Below are 19,109 nucleotides of genomic sequence, written 5' to 3' on the forward strand. Positions count from 1 at the left end.
GGGCCCCTTCTTAACGCCTCCGGTAGAGGAGGGGCCCCTTCTTAACACCTCGGGCGGAGACGACGACGGCCCGGCGTCCCTGGCGGGAACGCCGGGCCGTCACCATCGCGGGCGACGCCGGGACGGGCTCGGTCAGCCGACGGCGGCCAGGTCGGTCAGCCGGGCCAGCGAGTCCTCCAGGTCGGCGCCGACCCGGCGCAGGCCGAGCCGGAGCAGGGCCGCCTTGACGGGTCCGGCGGGCCACCGCACGACGATCAGGCGGACGACTGTGCCGCCCTCCTCCTCGTCCGGGGTCAGCTGGACGTAGATCTCGGTGCGCGCCTCGGCCCTGGCGCCGGCACCCTTGGCACGTTCGCGCCAGCCGATCAGGGTCGGTTCCTGGAAGGCGATCACCTCGGCCTCGTGCGCGGCGCCGCGTCCGGCCTGGACCAGCTGCCGCCGCCCGAATCCCTCCCCGGACAGGACCTCCGCCGCGCGGACTCCCGCCAGCCAGGCCGGCAGCTGCTCGGCGCGCTGCACGACGTCCCAGACCACTTCCACCGGCGCCGCCACGTGTGCGCTGCGTTCCACGAGGATCATGAGTATCTTTCCCCCACTTAAATCACATCCGCGATATTTGGCACTCTATGTGTAAATCGGACTTAAGCGGACGGGTTCGGAAAAGACACGCCGAACCGCCTTGCGTCATCCACCCATGACGACCTATGGCGCAGCGGTCCGCAGGACCCTAGAGTCGCGAGCACGCTTCACGTCTTGGAGGGTGACTTGACGACCGCGCCGATGCCCGAGTTCCCCGCCGGCTTCCGCTGGGGGGTCTCCACCTCCGCCTACCAGATCGAGGGCGCGACCTCGGTCGACGGTCGCGGTCCGTCCATCTGGGACACGTTCGCCCACTCCCCGGGCCGGATCGCCGACGGCAGCACCGGCGACCAGGCATGCGACCACTACCACAGGTACGCCGAGGACACCGCGCTGCTGGCCGGGCTGGGGGTGTCCGCGTACCGGTTCTCGATCGCCTGGCCGCGGATCCAGCCCGCCGGCACCGGCGCGGCGAACGCCGCTGGGCTGGACTTCTACGACCGGCTGGTGGACGGCCTCCTCGCCGTCGGCGTGGACCCGGTCGCCACGCTGTTCCACTGGGATCTGCCGCAGGCGCTGGAGGACGCCGGCGGGTGGCTGCACCGGGACACCGCCGCCCGCTTCGCCGAGTACGCCGACCTGACCGCGGCGCGCCTCGGCGACCGGGTCAAACTCTGGATCACGCTCAACGAGCCGTTCATCCACATGAGCCTCGGCCACGGCATGGGCGAGCACGCGCCCGGCCGGACGCTGCTGTTCGACGCCTTCCCGGTGGCCCACCACCAGCTCCTCGGGCACGGCCTCGCGGTCGCGGCGCTGCGCGCCCGCAGCACGTCCCCCGTGGCGATCGCCAACAACTACTCCCCGGTGCGGCCGGCCGGCGACACCGACGCGGACCGGGCCGCCGCCGCGGCGTACGACGCGCTGCACAACCGGCTGTTCACCGATCCGCTGCTCGGACGCGGCTACCCGGACGCGCTCGGCCCCGACCCGGGCGTGATGCGCGACGGCGACCTGGACGTGATCGCCGCCCCGATCGACGTGCTCGGCGTCAACTACTACAACCCGACCGGCATCCGGGCGCCGGAGGCGGACTCGCCGCTGCCGTTCGAGCTCGTGCCGCTGGAGGGCTACCCGCGTACCGCGTTCGACTGGCCGGTGGCCCCGGACGGGCTTCGCGAACTGCTGCTCCTCCTGCACGAGCGGTACGGCGGCGCGCTGCCGCCGATCCAGGTCACCGAGAGCGGCTGCGCGTACGCCGACGCGCCCGACGCCGACGGCCGGGTGCACGACCCGGAGCGGATCGCGTACCTGGACGGGCACATCCGCGCGGTGCGCCAGGCGATGGCCGAGGGCGTGCCGGTGACCGGGTACTTCGTCTGGTCGCTGCTGGACAACTGGGAGTGGGCCGAGGGCTTCACCAAGCGGTTCGGCCTGGTACACGTCGACTTCGACACGCAGCGGCGGACGCCGAAGTCGTCGTACGCCTGGTTCTCGGATCTGGTCCGACGATGACCACGATGAACCCGACGCCGGCCTCGCTGCCGGCGGCGCTCGCGGAGCCGACCGTCCCGGTACGGCGGGGCTGGATCGCGCTGATCTTCGCGGCCAACCTCGGGGTCTGGATGGCGTTCTTCACTCCGATCCAGGTGCTGCTGCCGCAGCAGGTGGAACGGATCGCCCCGGCCGACAAGGAAGCCATGCTGGCGGTGGTCACCGGCCTCGGCGCGCTCGCCGCGGTGCTGGCGAACCCGCTGGCCGGGGCGCTGTCCGACCGCACCTCGCTGCGGCTGGCCAACCGGCACTTCGGCCGCCGGCACGTCTGGACCGCGCTCGGCGCGGTCGTCGGCGCGCTCGCCCTGGTGCTGCTGGCCCGGCAGAACACCATCGCCGGGGTGGCGGTGGCCTGGGTGGCCGCACAGGTCTGCTTCAACGCGATGCTGGCCAGCCTCACCGCCGCGATCCCGGACCGGGTGCCGGTGGCACAGCGCGGCGGCGTGTCCGGCTGGGTGGGCATCCCGCAGGCGCTGGGCCTGGTGCTCGGCGCGGTCCTGGTGACCGCCGTGGTCACCGGCAACGCGGCCGGGTACGCGGCGATCGCGCTCGCCGTGCTGCTGCTGTCGCTGCCGTTCGCGCTGCTGACCCAGGACGACCACCTGCCCCGGGAGCACCGCTCGCCGCTGCGGCTGCGGTCCCTGTTCGCCTCGATGTGGATCAGCCCGCGCCGCCACCCCGACTTCGCCTGGGCCTGGTTCACCCGGTTCCTGGTGCAGACCGGCAACGCGCTGGGCACGCTCTACCTGCTCTACTTCCTCACCGACGGGGTGCGGGTGGCCGACCCCGAGGGCTCGCTGCTGGTGCTGATCCTGCTCTACACGCTGGGCATGGTGCTCACCGCTGTGGTTGCCGGGCGGATGTCCGACCGCTCCGGCCGGCGCAAGGTCTTCGTGATCGCCTCCGGGTTGATCATGGCGGTGGCGGCGGTACTGCTGGCGGCGGCGCCGGTCTGGCCGATGGCGATCGTGGCGGCGCTGCTGCTCGGCGCCGGGTACGGCGTCTACCTGTCGGTGGACGCGGCGCTGATCACCCAGGTGCTGCCCGCCGCCACCGACCGGGCCAAGGACCTCGGCGTGATCAACATCGCCAACTCGGCGCCGCAGGTGCTCGGCCCGGCGCTGTCCGCGCCGATCGTCGTGCACCTCGGCGGCTACCCGACGCTGTACGCGGTCACCGCGGCGGTCACAGTGCTCGGCAGCGCCCTGGTCGTGAAGATCCGCTCCGTGCCGTGACGCCCGCCGGCCGCCGCGCGTGTTGACGCGTGCTGGCGCGTGCTGGCGCGTGCTGGCGCGTGCTGGCGCGTGCTGGCGCGTGCTGGCGCGTGCTGGCGCGTGTTAAGAAGGGGCCCCTTCACCTCCTGAGACGTTAAGAAGGGGCCCTTCCTTACACGGTGGCGGCCCGCCGTAGGCTGGGGGGCGTGACGGTACGTGTACGCTTCGCCCCCTCCCCGACCGGTATGTTCCATGTCGGTGGCGCCCGCTCGGCGCTGCAGAACTGGATCTTCGCCAAGCAGCAGGGCGGGGTGTTCGTGCTGCGCATCGAGGACACCGACGCGGCACGTAACCGGCCCGAGTGGACCGAGGGCATCCTCTCCGCGCTCGACTGGATCGGCATCGCCCGGGGCAGCTACGAGGGCCCGTACTTCCAGTCCTCGTACGCGGGCGAGCACCGGGCCGCCGCACAGCGGCTGTACGAGGGCGGCCGGGCCTACTACTGCGACTGCACCCGGGACGACGTGCAGGCGCGGACCGGTCCGCAGCAGCGCGGCTACGACGGCTTCTGCCGCGACCGTGGCCTGGAACCGGGCGAGGGCCGGGCACTGCGCTTCCGTACGCCGGACGAGGGCGAGACGGTGGTGGTCGACCTGGTCCGCGGCGAGCCGACGTTCGAGAACAAGCTGATCGAGGACTTCGTCATCGCCCGCGGTGACGGCTCCCCGGTGTTCCTGCTGGCGAACGTGGTCGACGACATGTCGATGGGGATCACCCACGTGATCCGGGCCGAGGAGCACCTGCCGAACACCCCGAAGCAGCAGTTGCTGTGGGACGCGCTCGGCGTCAAGCCGCCGGTCTGGGCGCACGTGCCGGTGGTGGTGAACGAGAAGCGGCAGAAGCTGTCCAAGCGGCGGGACAAGGTCGCGCTGGAGGCGTACCGGGACGAGGGCTACCTCGCCGACGCGATGCGCAACTACCTGATGCTGCTGGGCTGGGCGCCCTCGGGCGACCGGGAGATCGTGCCCTGGCCGGTGATCGAGGAGGAGTTCCGGCTGGACGAGGTCAACCCGTCCCCGGCGTTCTTCGACGAGAAGAAGCTGCGCGCGTTCAACGGCGACTACATCCGAGCGCTGCCGGTGGCCGACTTCGTCGAGGCGTGCCGTCCATGGCTCATCGGCACCGGGACCATCGCCCCGCCGCCGTGGCGGCCCGACGAGTTCGACCCGGCCGCGTTCGCGGCGGTGGCCCCGCTGGCGCAGACCCGGATCGCGGTGCTCAGTGAGATCGTGCCGAACGTCGACTTCCTGTTCCTGGCCGACCCGCTGATCGACGAGGCGGCCTGGGCGAAGGCGATGAAGGAGGGCGCCGCCGACCTGCTGGACGCGGCGATCGCCGCGTTCGAGGCGCTGGAGTCCTGGGACGCCGAGTCGCTGAAGGCCACGCTGGAGGCGGTCGGCGCGGAGCGCGGGCTGAAGCTGGGCAAGGCGCAGGCGCCGGTACGCGTCGCGGTCACCGGGCGCACCGTCGGCCTGCCCCTGTTCGAGTCGCTGGAGGTGCTCGGCCGCGACCGTACGCTGACCCGGTTGCGCGCCGCCCGCGTACGCCTGGTCTGAGCCGCAGGCAGGGCGCCGGTTCCGACGTTCGGGCGTGTCGGGGCCGGAAAGCGGTACCTCTGTCGAGCGCGCTGGCCACGGTCACCGGCGGGTGGCCCGGCGGCGCAGCAGCAGCCCGCCGCCCAGCGCCGCGAGCACCACCACCGCGCCGGCCGCCCACAGCCAGCCCGTACCGCCGTCGTCGTCCGCTCCCGCGGCGGCCGGGGTCGGGCTCGCCGCGGACGGCGCGGCGCTGGTCGGCGAGCCGGTGGGGGCGGCGCTGGTCGGCGGCGTGCTCGCCGACGAGGGCTCTGCCGGGGTGCCGGTGGTCAGTGTGAACCGGATCTCCCCCTTGACCGGATGGCCGTCGTCGGACGCGAGCCGGTAGGTGACGATGTAGAGACCGGCCGCTCCCGGCCGGAACGGGACCGTCACGCGCTTGCCGGCGAAGGTCGGTGTGCCGCCGGTCGCGACCACGTTGTCCGGGCCGGTGACGGTGACCTCGGTGGTGGCCTCCTTCGGCGTGGCGAGGAACCGCAGCTCGATCCGCTCCGGTGCGGCGGTCAGCCGGGCCCTGTCCCGCGGATCACTGCCGGTCAGCGAGTTGTGCGCGGCGGCCGGCGCGGCCGGCAGCAGCGCGGACGCCGCGACCACCCCGAGCACCACCGCCCAGGTACGCGCCATACGGGCGACCCTGCCCCCCATGGTTCCCCCCGTCCGGGTAGGATCCGGCCGATGATCATCGACCGTTCTTTGGTCGGTCACAGCTCGCAGATAGTTCCAAATACTCTTCCACCAGCTGCAACCGAGCGCCGTTCTGCGGAGTCTTTGTGGTGGACACCGGTCCAGTGTGACCTGCAGCGGAAGCCAGCCATCGAACGGGGCGAGGAGGCGGCGATGATCCGAAGGGTGAGACGGCTGGCCGCCGTGACCGGGAGCGTGGCGGTTCTCGCGTGCACGCTGGCCCTGGCCGGCACGGTGACGGCCCAGGCGGCGCCCAAGCCGAAGGCGGCGGCCCCGACCGGCGTCGACATCAGCGGGGAGCGGCTCGACGCGCCGCTGAAGCTGCGGTCCGACACCAGCCCGAACGAGGTCAACCTGCTGGTCGACCAGGTCAAGTGGTTGGGCACCACCGGCCAGCTGCGCGGCCCGGCCGCGAAGGATCTCGGTCCGAAGTACACGGTGGTGGTGCTCGTCGCCGCCGGCCCGCAGCGTGCCTACGACCTGTTCCCGCTGGCCAAGGGCGGTCCGCGGATCTACCGGCCGGGTAAGCAGCCGGACCAGAGCAGCACCCGTGCCGGCTGGTTCTTCGGGCGGCTCAACATGCCCGAGACGCTGCGCTCGGTCGGCGTGCCGATGCCGGCGCAGTTCGACACGCTCGCCGGCGGCATCGGCGGCGGCGAGCGGGTGCTTCCGGAGGAGGCGCTCGACCCGGTGCAGAACATCGACACCGCGCTCGGTGAACTCCAGCGGCTGCTGCTGCTCAACGTGGGCGTCGTGCTGGTCATCACCGCCGGGCTGGCCGGCATCGCACTCCTGGTCCGCCGCCGCACCCGCTGAGCCGCGGCAGCCCGGCCCGAACCCCCTACAGCTCCCGCCGGCACCCGTCAGCCCGGCCGGCGACGCGTCAGCACCAGCGGCGCGGCGGGCGCTCCCGGCGGACGGTGCGGTTGCGGGGGCGTACCGCGCCGTGACGGTGGGCGCCCGCCCAGCCGGCCAGGCCGCTGCGGCAACCCGGGTCGGCCGGTTCCTCGTCGGCCGGACGGGCCGGCTCCGCCGCCCGCTGCCGGGGCACACCCGGCTCGTCCTCGGCACGCTCCGGCGCCCGCCCGGACGGCTGCTCCCCCTGCTGGTTCAGGCACGGCCGGCGCGGGTGTGTGGCAGTCGCCGGCTGGTCGTGGCCGCGCCGGCAGGCTTCACCCTGGGCGCAACCGTGCTCGGCCTCCCCCTGCGCCATCCCGGCCCCCCTCACGTGTCGGCCTCGCCCGCCCGGCCGAGTCTGGCCCGGCGTGCCCTGACACCGTACTGGCCCGGCCGGACAAGATCGTCATCGCGTACCGGTGGAGATCGTCACGCCGCGGCCAGGGCGTCGCCTCGAAGTGGATCCGCTGGTCACGCCGTGTCAGGCTGGTGCGGTGAGCGAACCGGGCGGAACGGAGACGTCGGCGACGCTGCGCCGCATCGAACGGGCGGCGGGCGGCCTGGCCACCGCCAGCGTGGCCCGGATGGACGAGACGCTGCCGTGGTTCCGTGAGCTGCCCGCCGACCAGCGCTCCTGGGTCATGCTCGTCGCCCAGGCCGGCGTGCGTTCGCTGGTGCAGTGGCTGCGCCAGGGCGGCGGCGCGACCGACCGCACCCAGGAGGTGTCGGACGAGGTCTTCGCCGCCGCGCCGCAGGCGCTGGCCCGCTCGATCAGCCTCCAGCAGACCGTGGCGCTGATCAAGGTGACCATCGACGTGGTCGAGGAGCAGGTGTCGGACCTGGCGGTGCCGGGCGAGGAGCAGTCGCTGCGCGAGGCGGTGCTGCGCTTCTCCCGGGAGATCGCGTTCGCCGCCGCGCGGGTCTACGCCCGGGCGGCCGAGAGCCGCGGTTCCTGGGACGCCCGGCTGCAGGCGCTGCTGGTCGACGCGCTGCTGCGCGGCGACTCCCCGGACGTGCTGGCCAGCCGGGCCGCCGCGCTGGGCTGGACGGACGCGCCGCCGGTGGCGGTGGCGGTGGGCCGCTCCCCCGGCGGCGAGGTGGCCGCCGTGCTGCACACCGTATACCGGCAGGCCCGGCGGATCGGCGTCGAGGTGATCGGCGGCGTGCACGGCGACCGTCTGGTCATCGTGCTGGGCGGCGCGGCCGACCCGGTGGCGGCCACGGAGAAGCTGCGTACCGCCTTCGGCGACGGGCCGGTGGTGGTCGGCCCGGCGGTGCCCAGCCTGGACGAGGCCACCGAGTCGGCGCGGGCGGCGCTGGCCGGGTTCCGGGCCGCGCCGGCCTGGCCGACCGCGCCGTGCCCGGTCGCCGCCGACGAGTTGCTGCCCGAACGCGCGCTGGCCGGCGACACCGAGGCCCGCCGCCGGTTACGTCACGACGTGTACGCGGCACTCGCCCGCTCCGGCGGGGAGCTGCTGGAGACGCTCGACGCGTTCTTCGCCGCCGGCGGCACGCTGGAGAGCGCCGCCCGGGCGCTGTTCGTGCACCCGAACACCGTGCGCTACCGGCTGAAGCGGATCGCCGAGGTGACCGGCTTCTCGCCGCTGGCCCCGCGCGACGCGTTCGCGTTGCAGGTCGCGCTGACAGTGGGACGCCTCGACCCGGTGGTGCCGACGGCCTCCGACCGGCGATGACCACCGACGATCTTTGTAGGTTTCCTCTAAAGGTTCTAGTGCGGTTTCGTGCCGTACGTTACAGCGCGGCACGCCGGTATCCGTCAGAGTCGTACACGTGCTCGCCGTACTCTCTCCCGGACAGGGTTCGCAGAAGCCCGGCTTCCTCGCGCCGTGGCTCGACCTCCCCGGCGCCGAGGCGCGTCTGCGCTGGTGGTCGGCGCTGGCCGGGGCGGACCTGATCCACCTGGGCACCCGGGCGGACGCGGACGAGATCAAGGACACCGCCCGCACCCAGCCGCTGCTGGTCGCCGCCGCGCTGCTCGCCGCCGAGCACCTGCCGATGCACGACGTCGGGCTGGTCGCCGGGCACAGCGTCGGTGAGCTGGGCGCGGCCGCGCTGGCCGGGGTACTGCCGGCCGAGTCCGCCGTGACGCTCGCCGGCGTACGCGGACGGGAGATGGCCGCCGCCTGCGCGCTGGAGCCGACCGGGATGGCCGCCGTGCTCGGCGGTGACCCGGACGAGGTGATCGCCGCGCTGACGGCGCTCGGGCTGCACCCGGCCAACCGCAACGGCGCCGGTCAGATCGTGGCCGCCGGCGCCGTCGACGCGCTGGACAAGCTGGCCGCCGAGCCGCCCGCCCGGACCCGCGTCATCCGGCTCCAGGTGGCCGGCGCGTTCCACACGCCGTACATGGCGCCCGCCGAGACCGCCCTCGCCGCGGTGGCCGCCGGAGTCCCGGCCTCCGCACCGGCCCGGATCCTGCTGTCCAACCTCGACGGCGCACCGGCCGGGCACGGCCCGGAGACGGTACGGCGACTGGTCCGGCAGGTGACCGCGCCGGTCCGCTGGGACCTGTGCATGCGCTCGCTGGCCGACCTCGGCGTCACCGGCGTCATCGAGCTGCCGCCGGCCGGCACCCTCGCCGGGCTGGTCAAGCGGGAACTCAAGGGCGAGGGCGCACCCGAGATCGTCACCCTGAACACCCCGGCCGACCTGCCCGCCGCGCGCCGCCTGATCGCCCGGCACGCCGGCCCCGCGGCCCGCCCGGCCGCGCCGCCGTTCCGGGTGGTCGTCTCCCCCGCCGCCGGCCGCCTCGACCGGTCGGCCGCACCGGCCGAGGGCGCCGGGGTACGCACCGGACAGGTCGTCGGCCACATCGCCACCGGCCGCGGGCAGGTCGAGGTGACCGCGCACGACAACGGGTCGCTCGTCGAGTGGCTCGCACACCACGACGACCCGGTCGCACCGGGCCAGCCCCTCGTCCGTATCGGAGGAACGCACTAAATGGCCGGCAGCCGGATCGTCGCGATGGGGCACTACCAGCCCTCCCGCGTCGTCACGAACGACGAGATCGCCCAGATGGTCGACACCAACGACGAGTGGATCCGGGACCGGGTCGGCATCGTCACCCGCCGGATCGCGGGCGACGAGACGGTGGCCGACATGGCCACCGCCGCCGCCGGCAAGGCGCTCGCCAACGCCGGGCTGACCGCCGCCGACATCGACCTGGTCGTGGTGGCGACCTGCACGTCCGTGGACCGCAGCCCCAATGTGGCCTGCCGGGTCGCGGCCAAGCTGGGCATCGACGCGCCCGGGGCGTACGACCTCAACACCGCCTGCTCCGGTTTCGCGTACGCGCTGGGCACCGTGGACCACGCGATCCGGGCCGGCGCGGCGCGCAACGCGATCGTCATCGGCGCCGAGAAGCTCTCCGACGTCACCGACTGGACCGACCGCTCGACCTGCATCATCTTCGCCGACGGTGCCGGGGCGGCCGTGGTCAGCGCGACCGCCGACGACGAGCCGGCCGGGATCGGGCCGGTGGTCTGGGGTTCCGCGCCGGAGAAGAGCGACGCGGTCCGGATCGAGGGCTGGCAGCCATACATCATCCAGGAGGGGCAGTCGGTGTTCCGCTGGGCCACCACCGCGCTGGCCCCGCTCGCGCTCCAGGCGTGCGAGCGCGCCGGGGTGGACCCGTCGGAGCTGGCCGCGTTCGTGCCGCACCAGGCCAACGCCCGGATCATCGACGGCATCGCCAAGCGGCTGAACATCCCGGACGCGATCATCGCCAAGGACATCGTCGAGTCCGGCAACACGTCGGCGGCGAGCATCCCGCTGGCCCTGTCGAAGCTGGTCGAGCGGCGCGAGGTGCCCTCGGGCGCCCCGGTGCTGCTGTTCGGCTTCGGCGGCGGCCTGACCTACGCCGGTCAGGTCGTCCGCTGCCCCTGAGACCCCCTCGGGCGCGAACGCGCCGAGGTGTGTGACAGGCGACGCCTGCCGCACGTGACCCCCGATGAGAGGAACCAACCGCAATGACCCGTGACGAGATCACCGCCGGCCTCGCCGAGATCCTCGAAGAGGTTGCCGGGGTGAACCCGGACGACGTGGCCGAGGGGAAGTCCTTCACCGACGACCTCGACGTCGACTCGCTCTCCATGGTCGAGGTCGTGGTGGCGGCCGAGGAGAAGTTCGGCGTCAAGATCCCGGACAACGAGGTGCAGAACCTCAAGACCGTCGGGGACGCGGTCAGTTACATCGAGGCGCAGTCCTGATATGAGTCGTCCCGACGTCGTCGTCACCGGGCTCGGCGCGACGACCCCGCTCGGCGGGGACGTCGCGTCGACCTGGGACGGCATGCTCGCCGGCCGCTCCGGGGTGGGTGCGCTCACCCAGGAGTGGGCCGCGCAACTGCCCGTCCGGATCGCCGCCGAGCTGGCGGTCGACCCGTCCGAGGTGCTGGACCGGGTGAAGCTGCGCCGGCTGGACCGCTCGGAGGCGATCGCCATCATCGCCGCCAAGCAGGCGTGGGCCGACGCCGGCCTGGCCGACGCCGGCCCGGACCCGGAGCGCCTGGCGGTCAGCGTCGGCTCCGGCATCGGCGGCGCCACCACCCTGCTCGCCCAGGACGACATCCTGGAGGCGTCCGGGCCGCGGCGGGTCTCCCCGCACACCATCCCGATGCTGATGCCGAACGGCCCGGCCGCCTGGGTCGGCCTGGAACTGGGCGCCAAGGCCGGCGTGCACACGGTGGCCAGCGCCTGCGCGACCGGCGCGGAGGCGATCGCGCTGGGGCTGGACATCATCCGCGCCGGCCGGGCCGACGTGGTGGTGGCCGGCGGCACCGAGGCGGTCATCCACCCGCTGCCGATCGCCGGCTTCAGCTCGATGCGGGCCATGTCGACCCGCAACGACGAGCCGGAGCGGGCCTCCCGGCCGTGGGACTCCGGTCGCGACGGCTTCGTGCTCGGTGAGGGCGCGGGCCTGGTCATCCTGGAGCGCGCCGACCACGCCGCCGCCCGGGGCGCCCGGGTGTACGCGCGCCTGGCCGGCGCGGGCATCACCTCGGACGCGTACGACATCGTGCAGCCGCACGCCGAGGGTGAGGGCGCCATCCGCGCCATCGCCCGGGCGGTCGCCGACGCGGACGTGGCCCGTACCGACATCGTGCACGTCAACGCACACGCCACCTCCACCCCGGTCGGGGACATGCTGGAGATCGGCGCGCTGCGTCAGGCGGTCGGCGACCATCCGGTGCTCACCGCCACGAAGTCGATGACCGGGCACCTGCTCGGCGCGGCCGGCGCGCTGGAGTCGATCGCCACCATCCTGGCCATCCGGGACGGCGTGATCCCGCCGACGATCAACCTGGACGACCCGGACGAGGGCCTGACGCTGGACGTGGCAGCGCACAAGGCGCGTCACATGGAGATCCCGGCGGCGCTGAACAACGCGTTCGGCTTCGGCGGGCACAACGTGGCGCTGGTCTTCACCCGCCCCTGACCGGACGTAAGGAAGGGCCCCTTCTTAACAGCCTCCGTTAAGAAGGGGCCCTTCCTCTACCGCAGGCGTTAACAAGGGGCCCTTCCTTACACACGTACCGGAATCCCTGTGTGGCCTCTCCCATGCGCGCTTGGCCAGCCGGGACCGCCCGGACGCACGCGGGTTTCGGCGCGGCCGGGTCAGGTGCGGCAGGTGGTGGCCGGCAGGCCGGAGACCGGCACCGGGGACCGGCCGGCCGGGCGGGCCTTGCCGGCGAGCACCGCGGCGAGCCCGGTCATCGAGGCGCGGGTGGACGAGTAGGTGGCCATCAGCGTCGGCGACTTCGCCCCGGACAGCACGTACGGCGTGTCCATCGCCACCGTGACGGCGGCGCCCGCGCTCAGGTCCTTCGCGCCGTCGCCGTATCCGACCAGGTGCACCACCGTGCCGCCGGAGGGCACCACCTTGACCCCGGCCGCGGTGAGCGCCTCGGTCAGCAGCTTGCGGGTGCGCTCCCGGCCGCCGGAGGAGGTGACGCTCACCGGCCCCTTCACCGCGCCGCACGTGCCGCGCAGCACCGTCACCGCGGCGGCGGCCAGGTCGTCGGCGGCCTTGCGGTGCGCGGTGCCGTCGAGGGTGGACAGCGCGGGCGCGTCCCGCCCGGCCAGCCGGAACTTCATGGTCAGCACCCGGGTTACCGCCTCGACCAGGCGGGCGCGGGGCAGCGAGCCGTCCTTGAGCGCGGCGCGCAACCCGTCGTACGCCTGGTTGACGTTCGGGGGCATCAGGATGAGGTCGTTGCCGGCGTTGAGCGCGCGCACGGCGGCCTCGCCCGGCGACCACTTCTTCGCCGGGGCCATGTTCATGCCGTCGGTGATCACCACGCCCTGGAAGCCGAGCTGGCCGCGCAGCACGTCGGTGAGCAGCTTGCGGGAGAACGTCGCGGGGGTGCCCGGGTCGACGGCCTTGACGTCCAGGTGGGCCGACATCACCGCCATGGCCCCGGCGCCGATCCCGGCCCGGAACGGCGGGAACGCGAGGCGGTCCAGCTCGGCGCGGGACTGCTTGATCACCGGCAGTTCGGTGTGCGAGTCCTCGGCGCTCAGGCCGTGCCCGGGGAAGTGCTTGACGGCGGCGCCGACGCCCTCGGCCTGGAGACCGCGTACCGCGCCGGCCACCTGCGGGGACGCGGTGGCCGGGTTGGCGCCGAAGGAACGGGAGCCGATCACCGTGCTGCGGGTCGCCAGCACGTCGGCGACCGGCGCGAAGTCGAGGTTGATCCCCATCGCGGCCAGTTCGGCACCGGCGGCACGCCAGGCGGCCTCGGTCAGCGCCGGGTTCCCGGCGGCGCCGGCGGCGAGCGGGCTCGGCAGCAGCGTGACGCCGTCGGTGATCCGGGTGACCACGCCGTGCTCCTGGTCGGTGCCGATCAGGAACGGTGCGGCGCCCGCGGGCAGCTTGCCGGCGGCGGCGCGCAGCCCGTCGGTGAGCGCGCGGACCTGCCTGGGGTTGTCCACGTTCGTGGTGGCCTGGTTGCCCGAGGTCGGGTCGTCGGCGCTGAAGCCGACCAGGATCACGCCGCCGAGCCGGTATTTCGCCACCATCTCGGCGGGGGTGTCGACCCCGGCGAGTGCCCGGTTCCCGGCCGCCGATCCGGCCGAGACCTCGGTGGCCGAGCTGCCGTAGGCGTACGGCATCAGCACCTGCCCGACCAGGTCCTCGTCGCTCAGCGTGCCGGCGAGCGCGGCGGCCCGGACGGCCGGGTCGGCGGCGGGCGGGTCACTCGGCGCGGGCGCGGCCGACGACGGCGCCGGGCTCGACGGGGTGGGCCGGGGCCGGTCCGGCCCGTCCGAGCACCCGGAGGCGAGCAGCGCGGTCAGTGCGGCGAGCGCGACGGCGGAGCGGCGCGAGGAAATCGACACGCGGCCCACCGTATCGGGGCAACTCGGCCTACGTCACCCGACCCGGGTGAGCAGCGTCACCGGCGCACCGTCGCCGGCGTACCGGTAGGGCTCCAGTTCGGCGTCCCAGGCGGTGCCGAGCGCCTTGTCCAGGGCGTGGGCCAGCGCCTCCGGACCGCGTGCGGCGACCATCAGGCTGCGGAGCTGGTCCTCGCCGAGCTGGATGTCGCCGGCCGCGCCGACCGCGGCGCGGAACAGGCCCCGGCCGGGTACGTACATGAAGCGCTCGCCGTCGATGCCGGGACTGGGTTCCTCGGTGACCTCGAAGCGGATCATGGGCCACTGCCGGAGGGCAGCGGCCAGCTCCGCGCCGGTCCCCGGGTTGCCGGTCCAGCCGCACTCGGCGCGGCGGGCGCCCGGATCGACGGGCTGTGCCGTCCAGTGCAGGTTGACCGGCGCGGCGAGGACGCGCGCGATCGCCCACTCGACGTGCGAGCACACGGCGAGCGGGGTCGAGTGGACGTATACGACGCCACGCGTTGGCACGGTGACCTCCCGGTGAGCCGAGGTGCGTCTTCCCCTACGACCTCGTCCTACGCGAGTGGTACCTGGCACACATGATGACCCGTGTGACTGGTGGTGCGCCAGCGAATCGGAAAATTCGCCGGGCCCCGGGGCCGGGAAATACCCGGGTGGTGGACCTGGTTGTGCCCTCTGACGCCGCGACGACCAGCCAGGTGTCGTGGTCGTGTACAGTTCTCTGGGCGGTTCTCTGTGCCGCCGTACATCTTCGCGGGCCGGCGCCCACCCGGGCGTCACCCGCACAGCCCCCGGACGGCCTTCCGTCCCCACCGTACGTCTGCAAGGAGTACCTCCGTGGCGAGCAACACCTCTAAGACCGCGCGCGCGTCCGTCCGGGCCGGCCAGGCTGGCCAGGGTGGCGCCCTCAGCGTGCTGGGCGAGTTCAAGTACCTGATCCCGCTCAACGGCGGCAAGCACGCCTACGTGCGCAACCTGACCAACGGCAAGACCGCGCACCTGCGCACCGACTCCGAGGCGTTCGTCGAGGAGATCCGTGTGCTGGCCGCCGCCGGCCACGCCGCCAAGATCCGCGCCGAGATCAACGGCCTGGCCGCGTCCTACCCGGACCACGGCTGGGACGCCACCGAGAAGCGCCTGGTCGAGGCCGGTGTCTTCGAGGGCTGAGCGCCCCCACCCGCACCACCGCGACCGCCCGCCGGGATCACCCCGGCGGGCGGTTTCGCGTCTGCTCCTGCGGCAGCAGCGCCACCTCGCCGGTGGCCAGGTCGTAGAGCGCGCCCTCCACGGCGAGTTCGCCGGCGTCCACCGGCCCGGCCAGGCGGTCGTCGCGGCGCAGCGCGTCCACCGTGCGCCGGACGTGGCGGCGGATCGCCAGCGGGTGTGCGTCCGGGTCGTCCACCCCGACGTCGGTGACCGCCGGGGCGATCCGGTCCACCACGTACGCCAGGTCGCCGCCGGGGCACCGCCCGGTGCGCAGCGCCTCGACCGTGGAGCCGACCGCGCCGCAACGCTCGTGCCCCAGCACCATCACCAGGCGTACGCCGAGCTGCTCCACCACGTACTCGATCGAGCCCCGGACGGCCCGGTCCAGGACGTGCCCGCCGGTACGGATCACGCAGATCGAACCGAACGTCTGGTCGAAGATCGCCTCCAACGGCACCCGCGAGTCGATGCAGCCGAGCACGACCGCGTACGGCTGCTGGTCACCGGAGGCCACCGCCGCGGCGGCGGTGACGTCGTGCCCGTGCACCGGCTGCCCGCTGACGAAGCGGCGGTTGCCGGCGAGCAGCTCGGCCAGCGCGGCGCGCGGGCCGCGGGCGGTGGAGGGCATGCCTTCAGCCTGGTCACCGATCCGACGCCGCGGGGCCGGACGGGAATCTTCTCTCCAGGCCGGTTGCCGTGGTCTGATGGCGGGTAACGCCGGTGTCACCGCCGGGTCATCCGGTGGACACACCGGCGGGCCCGGGAGGTGGACGATGCCGGACCTGGAACTGCGGCTCCCCGACGACGTACGCCTGCACGTCGACGTCACCGGGCCGGTCGACGCCGAGGTGACCGCCGTCCTGCTGCACGGCTGGACGCTGGACGGGCGCAGCTGGCACCACCAGGTCGCGGAGCTGCGGGAACGCTTCGGTGGCCGGGTCCGGGTGATCACCTACGACGCGCGCGGACACGGCCGGTCGAGCTGCCTGGCCCTGCGCGACGCCACCCTCGCCCAGCTCGGCGACGACCTGGCGGCGGTGGTCGACGAGATCGCCCCGTCCGGGCCGATCGTCCTGGTCGGGCACTCGATGGGCGGGATGACGGTGATGGAGTACGCCCACCGCCACCCCGACCGGTTCGCCGCGCGTACCGCCGGGCTGGTCTTCGTCTCCACCACCGCCGAGGGGCACACGCACACCGCGTACGGGCTGTCCCCCCGGATCACCCGGCTGATCCGCCTGGCCGAGACCACAGGCGCCGGGGTGCTGGCCCGCTGCGGTGGCTGGCGGCCCCCGCACGCGCTGCTGCGCGCGCTGCGCCCGAGCATCCGCTGGATGCTGTTCGGCGACCGCTGCGACCCGGCCGACATCCGGCTGGTCACCTCCGCGGTGGCCCGGGCCACGCTGCGCTCGATCGGCGGTTTCCGCGCCTCGATCGGCGCCCAGCACCGGCTGGAGACGCTCGCCGCGCTCGGCGGGCTGCCGGCCGCCGCGCTGGTCGGGGACCGGGACCGGCTCACCCCGCCACCCTGCGCCGAGTCGATCGCGGCGGCGCTGCCCACCACGGAGCTGACGGTCTGCCCGGGTGCCGGGCACATGCTGATGATGGAGCGCCCCGGCGAGGTGAACGCCGCCCTCACCGGCGTGCTGGACCGGGTGCTGGCCGGCCGCCCGGCCGCCCGCCTCTGAGCTTCTCCCGCTCGCCGAGCGGCACCGGCGTACGCCACGTGCGCGGCATGCCCCGACGTGCCGGTTGCCGGCGGCCCGTACCCTCATTCAGCCCGTCGTGCCCTCCGAACACAGGAGCATCCGCGTTGACCGACCAGACCACGCTGGACCGGGAGATCGCCGCCGAGCAGCGCCACCTCGACCGGGTGTACGCCCGGCTGGCCGAGCTGCGCCGGTCGGCGGCCGACGCCGAGCGGGAGGGCTACCGGCTGGCCCGGGTCGGCAACTTCGGCGCGCTGGTCGAGCGGGACGCGATGGTCTTCCACGCCGCCCGGCGCCGGCACGTGCTGGACGCCGAGCACGAGGGGCTGGTGTTCGGGCGGCTGGATCTGCGTACCGGGCAGGTGCTGCACGTCGGGCGTCTCGGTGTGCGGGGTGTGGACGCGGAGACGCTGGTGGTGGACTGGCGGGCGCCCGCCGCCGCCGCGTTCTACCAGGCCACGCCCGCCGCGCCGCGTGGCGTGGTGCGCCGCCGCACGATCCAGTCGGCGGCCGAGAAGGTCACCCGGATCGAGGACGACCTGCTGGACCCGGAGGCCGCCCCGCCGGACATGGCGGTGGTCGGTGACGGGGCGCTACTGGCCACGCTGTCCCGGGCCACCGGCCGGGGCATGCGGGACATCGTCGCCACCATCCAGCGCGAGCAGGACGAGGCGATCCGCTCCCCCGGCAACGGCGTCACGATCGTCTCCGGCGGCCCCGGCACCGGCAAGACGGCGGTGGCGCTGCACCGGGCCGCGTACCTGCTCTACTCCGACCGGGCCCGGTACGCCGGCGGCGGCATCCTGGTGGTCGGCCCGTCCGGCGTGTTCGTCGAGTACATCGCCTCGGTGCTGCCCTCGCTCGGCGAGGAGACCGCCACGCTGCACTCGCTGGGCTCGCTGTTCCCCGGCCTGTCCGCGTCCCGGACCGACCCGCCGGACGTGGCGGCGGTGAAGGGCTCGCTGCGGATGCGCCGGGTGCTGGAACGCGCGGTACGCGACGCGGTGCCGGACTCTCCGGCCGAGCTGCGCCTGCTCTACCGGGGCGAGTTGCTGCGCCTGGAACGCCCCGCGCTGGACGCGATCCGGGACCGGACGCTGGCCCGTGGGGCGCGCCGCAACGAGGTACGCCGAACGGCGTTCGACGCGGTGCTCGCCGCGCTCTACGCGCAGGCCCGCACGCTGCGGGTGGGCCGGCTGCCGGAGCAGCCCGCGTTCGAGGACGAGATCATCGAGCGGCCGGAGTTCCGCGAGTTCCTCAAGGCGTGGTGGCCCCGGCTGCACCCGCGGCACGTGCTGGGCTGGCTGGCCCGCCCGGATCGGCTGCGCCGCTACGCCGAGGGGATCCTCTCCTCGGCGGAGATCCGGCTGCTCGGCGACGCGTACCGGACGCTCGGGGCCGAGGGACTGACGGTGGCCGACATCGCGCTGCTGGACGAGCTGGACGCGCTGCTCGGCAAGCCGGTGCAGCGGGCCCGGCCCAGGCGCGACCCGTACCAGCTCGCCGGTGGCGTGCGCGAGCTGAGCACGTACGCCGACCGGCAGCGCGCCGCCCGCGCGGCGGCGCGGGAGCGTCCGGCCGACTACCGCGACTACGCGCACGTGGTGGTGGACGAGTCGCAGGACGTCTCGCCGATGCAGTGGCGGATGGTCGGCCGGCGCGGGCGGCTGGCGTCCTGGACCGTGGTCGGTGACCCGGCGCAGACCGCCTGGACCGGCGACCCGCAGGAGCTGGACCGGGCCCGTGACCAGGCGTTGGGCCGGCGCAAGCGGCACCGGTACGAGCTGACGACCAACTACCGCAACTCGGCGGAGATCTTCGCGGTGGCGGCGGCGGAGATCCGCCGCCTCTATCCGGACCTGCCGCTGCCCGACGCGGTGCGGTCCACGGGGGTGCCGCCGGTGGAGCGGACGGTGCCCGCCGCCGACCTGCCGGCGGCCACCGTCGAGGCGGCCGAGACGCTGCTCGGGCAGGTGGAGGGCACGGTCGGCGTGATCACGCCGGTGCCGCGCCGGGACGAGGTGGCCGGCTGGCTGGGCGGGCTCGGCGCGGGCCGGCTCCAGGTGGTGACCAGCCTCCAGGCCAAGGGCATGGAGTACGACGGCGTGGTGCTGGTGGCGCCGGGCGAGATCCGGGCCGACCCCTCGGGCGTGCGCACGCTCTACGTGGCGCTGTCCCGGGCCACCCAGCGCCTCACCACGCTCGACCCGGTGGGGTGAGTGGCCCCGCCGCCAC

General features: G+C 74.1%; 18 protein-coding genes. 12 read left to right on the forward strand and 6 right to left on the reverse strand.

Annotated features, from left to right (window positions below):
• Nucleotides 1-132: 132 nt before the first annotated feature.
• Complete coding sequence (locus C569_RS0117605) at nucleotides 133-579, reverse strand: SRPBCC domain-containing protein (protein ID WP_018787096.1); 447 nt, start codon at nucleotides 577-579, stop codon at nucleotides 133-135.
• A 201-nt stretch (nucleotides 580-780) separates the two neighbouring features.
• On the opposite strand from C569_RS0117605, the gene C569_RS0117610 reads away from it, so the two are divergent.
• The 3 genes from C569_RS0117610 to gltX all read left to right on the forward strand — a co-directional run bounded on the left by C569_RS0117610 (nucleotide 781) and on the right by gltX (nucleotide 4,963).
• Nucleotides 781-2,094 (forward strand): GH1 family beta-glucosidase, encoded by a 1,314-nt coding sequence (locus C569_RS0117610; RefSeq protein ID WP_018787097.1) that lies wholly within the window; start codon nucleotides 781-783, stop codon nucleotides 2,092-2,094.
• Nucleotides 2,091-3,368 (forward strand): MFS transporter, encoded by a 1,278-nt coding sequence (locus C569_RS0117615; RefSeq protein ID WP_018787098.1) that lies wholly within the window; start codon nucleotides 2,091-2,093, stop codon nucleotides 3,366-3,368. The genes C569_RS0117610 and C569_RS0117615 overlap by 4 nt, the downstream gene beginning before the upstream one ends.
• Nucleotides 3,369-3,553: 185 nt before the next feature.
• Nucleotides 3,554-4,963, forward strand: a complete 1,410-nt coding sequence (gene gltX, locus C569_RS0117620; RefSeq protein ID WP_026268290.1) for a glutamate--tRNA ligase — start codon at nucleotides 3,554-3,556, stop codon at nucleotides 4,961-4,963.
• An 81-nt stretch (nucleotides 4,964-5,044) separates the two neighbouring features.
• On the opposite strand, the gene C569_RS0117625 is transcribed toward gltX, so the two are convergent.
• A complete protein-coding gene (locus C569_RS0117625; RefSeq protein ID WP_018787100.1) occupies nucleotides 5,045-5,626 on the reverse strand; it encodes a copper resistance CopC family protein in 582 nt (193 codons plus the stop codon).
• A 213-nt stretch (nucleotides 5,627-5,839) separates the two neighbouring features.
• Here C569_RS0117625 and C569_RS0117630 point away from each other — a divergent pair, with 213 nt between their 5' ends.
• Complete coding sequence (locus C569_RS0117630; protein WP_026268292.1) at nucleotides 5,840-6,502, forward strand: hypothetical protein; 663 nt, start codon at nucleotides 5,840-5,842, stop codon at nucleotides 6,500-6,502.
• Between the two features lie 67 nt (nucleotides 6,503-6,569).
• On the opposite strand, the gene C569_RS0117635 is transcribed toward C569_RS0117630, so the two are convergent.
• Entirely contained in the window at nucleotides 6,570-6,899 is a 330-nt protein-coding gene (locus C569_RS0117635) for a hypothetical protein (protein WP_018787102.1), read from the reverse strand.
• Nucleotides 6,900-7,002: 103 nt separating this feature from the next.
• Between C569_RS0117635 and C569_RS0117640 the strand changes: the two genes are divergently transcribed.
• The 5 genes from C569_RS0117640 to fabF all read left to right on the forward strand — a co-directional run bounded on the left by C569_RS0117640 (nucleotide 7,003) and on the right by fabF (nucleotide 12,040).
• Nucleotides 7,003-8,277 carry a PucR family transcriptional regulator gene (locus C569_RS0117640; RefSeq protein ID WP_369753671.1) on the forward strand — a complete coding sequence of 425 codons (1,275 nt, stop codon included), beginning with the start codon at nucleotides 7,003-7,005 and terminating at the stop codon, nucleotides 8,275-8,277.
• Between the two features lie 97 nt (nucleotides 8,278-8,374).
• Nucleotides 8,375-9,544 carry an acyltransferase domain-containing protein gene (locus tag C569_RS0117645; RefSeq protein WP_018787104.1) on the forward strand — a complete coding sequence of 390 codons (1,170 nt, stop codon included), beginning with the start codon at nucleotides 8,375-8,377 and terminating at the stop codon, nucleotides 9,542-9,544.
• Nucleotides 9,545-10,489: a beta-ketoacyl-ACP synthase III gene (locus C569_RS0117650; RefSeq protein ID WP_018787105.1), complete on the forward strand. Its 945-nt coding sequence runs from the start codon at nucleotides 9,545-9,547 to the stop codon at nucleotides 10,487-10,489. It abuts the gene before it with no gap.
• Nucleotides 10,490-10,572: 83 nt separating this feature from the next.
• A complete protein-coding gene (locus C569_RS0117655; RefSeq protein ID WP_007072348.1) occupies nucleotides 10,573-10,812 on the forward strand; it encodes an acyl carrier protein in 240 nt (79 codons plus the stop codon).
• A gap of 1 nt (nucleotide 10,813) precedes the next feature.
• On the forward strand, nucleotides 10,814-12,040 hold the full coding sequence (gene fabF, locus C569_RS0117660; protein ID WP_018787106.1) for a beta-ketoacyl-ACP synthase II: 1,227 nt from the start codon (nucleotides 10,814-10,816) through the stop codon (nucleotides 12,038-12,040).
• A gap of 179 nt (nucleotides 12,041-12,219) precedes the next feature.
• On the opposite strand, the gene C569_RS0117665 is transcribed toward fabF, so the two are convergent.
• Nucleotides 12,220-13,941: a glycoside hydrolase family 3 protein gene (locus C569_RS0117665; RefSeq protein ID WP_026268294.1), complete on the reverse strand. Its 1,722-nt coding sequence runs from the start codon at nucleotides 13,939-13,941 to the stop codon at nucleotides 12,220-12,222.
• Nucleotides 13,942-13,974: 33 nt separating this feature from the next.
• Nucleotides 13,975-14,466, reverse strand: coding sequence for a DUF3145 domain-containing protein (locus C569_RS0117670; RefSeq protein ID WP_026268295.1), 492 nt, complete (start codon nucleotides 14,464-14,466; stop codon nucleotides 13,975-13,977).
• 330 nt (nucleotides 14,467-14,796) lie between these two features.
• Between C569_RS0117670 and C569_RS0117675 the strand changes: the two genes are divergently transcribed.
• Nucleotides 14,797-15,126, forward strand: a complete 330-nt coding sequence (locus C569_RS0117675; protein WP_026268296.1) for a hypothetical protein — start codon at nucleotides 14,797-14,799, stop codon at nucleotides 15,124-15,126.
• Nucleotides 15,127-15,163: 37 nt separating this feature from the next.
• On the opposite strand, the gene C569_RS0117680 is transcribed toward C569_RS0117675, so the two are convergent.
• Nucleotides 15,164-15,793, reverse strand: a complete 630-nt coding sequence (locus C569_RS0117680) for a carbonic anhydrase (protein ID WP_018787110.1) — start codon at nucleotides 15,791-15,793, stop codon at nucleotides 15,164-15,166.
• 145 nt (nucleotides 15,794-15,938) lie between these two features.
• Between C569_RS0117680 and C569_RS0117685 the strand changes: the two genes are divergently transcribed.
• Both C569_RS0117685 and C569_RS0117690 read left to right on the forward strand, forming a co-directional pair.
• Nucleotides 15,939-16,853, forward strand: a complete 915-nt coding sequence (locus tag C569_RS0117685) for an alpha/beta fold hydrolase (protein ID WP_018787111.1) — start codon at nucleotides 15,939-15,941, stop codon at nucleotides 16,851-16,853.
• 125 nt (nucleotides 16,854-16,978) lie between these two features.
• Nucleotides 16,979-19,093 (forward strand): AAA family ATPase, encoded by a 2,115-nt coding sequence (locus C569_RS0117690; RefSeq protein WP_018787112.1) that lies wholly within the window; start codon nucleotides 16,979-16,981, stop codon nucleotides 19,091-19,093.
• Nucleotides 19,094-19,109: the final 16 nt, after the last annotated feature.

Origin of the sequence: Micromonospora sp. CNB394 (assembly GCF_000374985.1) — a bacterium.
In the GTDB taxonomy this organism is placed as follows: Bacteria; Actinomycetota; Actinomycetes; order Mycobacteriales; family Micromonosporaceae; genus Micromonospora; species Micromonospora marina.

Bases quoted from the DNA above. Each gene is read 5' to 3' on its own strand.
- C569_RS0117605 (WP_018787096.1), bottom strand. From the start codon at position 579: ATGATCCTCGTGGAACGCAGCGCACACGTGGCGGCGCCGGTGGAAGTG.
- C569_RS0117610 (WP_018787097.1), top strand. From the start codon at position 781: ATGCCCGAGTTCCCCGCCGGCTTCCGCTGGGGGGTCTCCACCTCCGCC.
- C569_RS0117615 (WP_018787098.1), top strand. From the start codon at position 2,091: ATGACCACGATGAACCCGACGCCGGCCTCGCTGCCGGCGGCGCTCGCG.
- C569_RS0117625 (WP_018787100.1), bottom strand. From the start codon at position 5,626: ATGGCGCGTACCTGGGCGGTGGTGCTCGGGGTGGTCGCGGCGTCCGCG.
- C569_RS0117630 (WP_026268292.1), top strand. From the start codon at position 5,840: ATGATCCGAAGGGTGAGACGGCTGGCCGCCGTGACCGGGAGCGTGGCG.
- C569_RS0117635 (WP_018787102.1), bottom strand. From the start codon at position 6,899: ATGGCGCAGGGGGAGGCCGAGCACGGTTGCGCCCAGGGTGAAGCCTGC.
- C569_RS0117650 (WP_018787105.1), top strand. From the start codon at position 9,545: ATGGCCGGCAGCCGGATCGTCGCGATGGGGCACTACCAGCCCTCCCGC.
- C569_RS0117655 (WP_007072348.1), top strand. From the start codon at position 10,573: ATGACCCGTGACGAGATCACCGCCGGCCTCGCCGAGATCCTCGAAGAG.
- fabF (WP_018787106.1), top strand. From the start codon at position 10,814: ATGAGTCGTCCCGACGTCGTCGTCACCGGGCTCGGCGCGACGACCCCG.
- C569_RS0117680 (WP_018787110.1), bottom strand. From the start codon at position 15,793: ATGCCCTCCACCGCCCGCGGCCCGCGCGCCGCGCTGGCCGAGCTGCTC.
- C569_RS0117685 (WP_018787111.1), top strand. From the start codon at position 15,939: ATGCCGGACCTGGAACTGCGGCTCCCCGACGACGTACGCCTGCACGTC.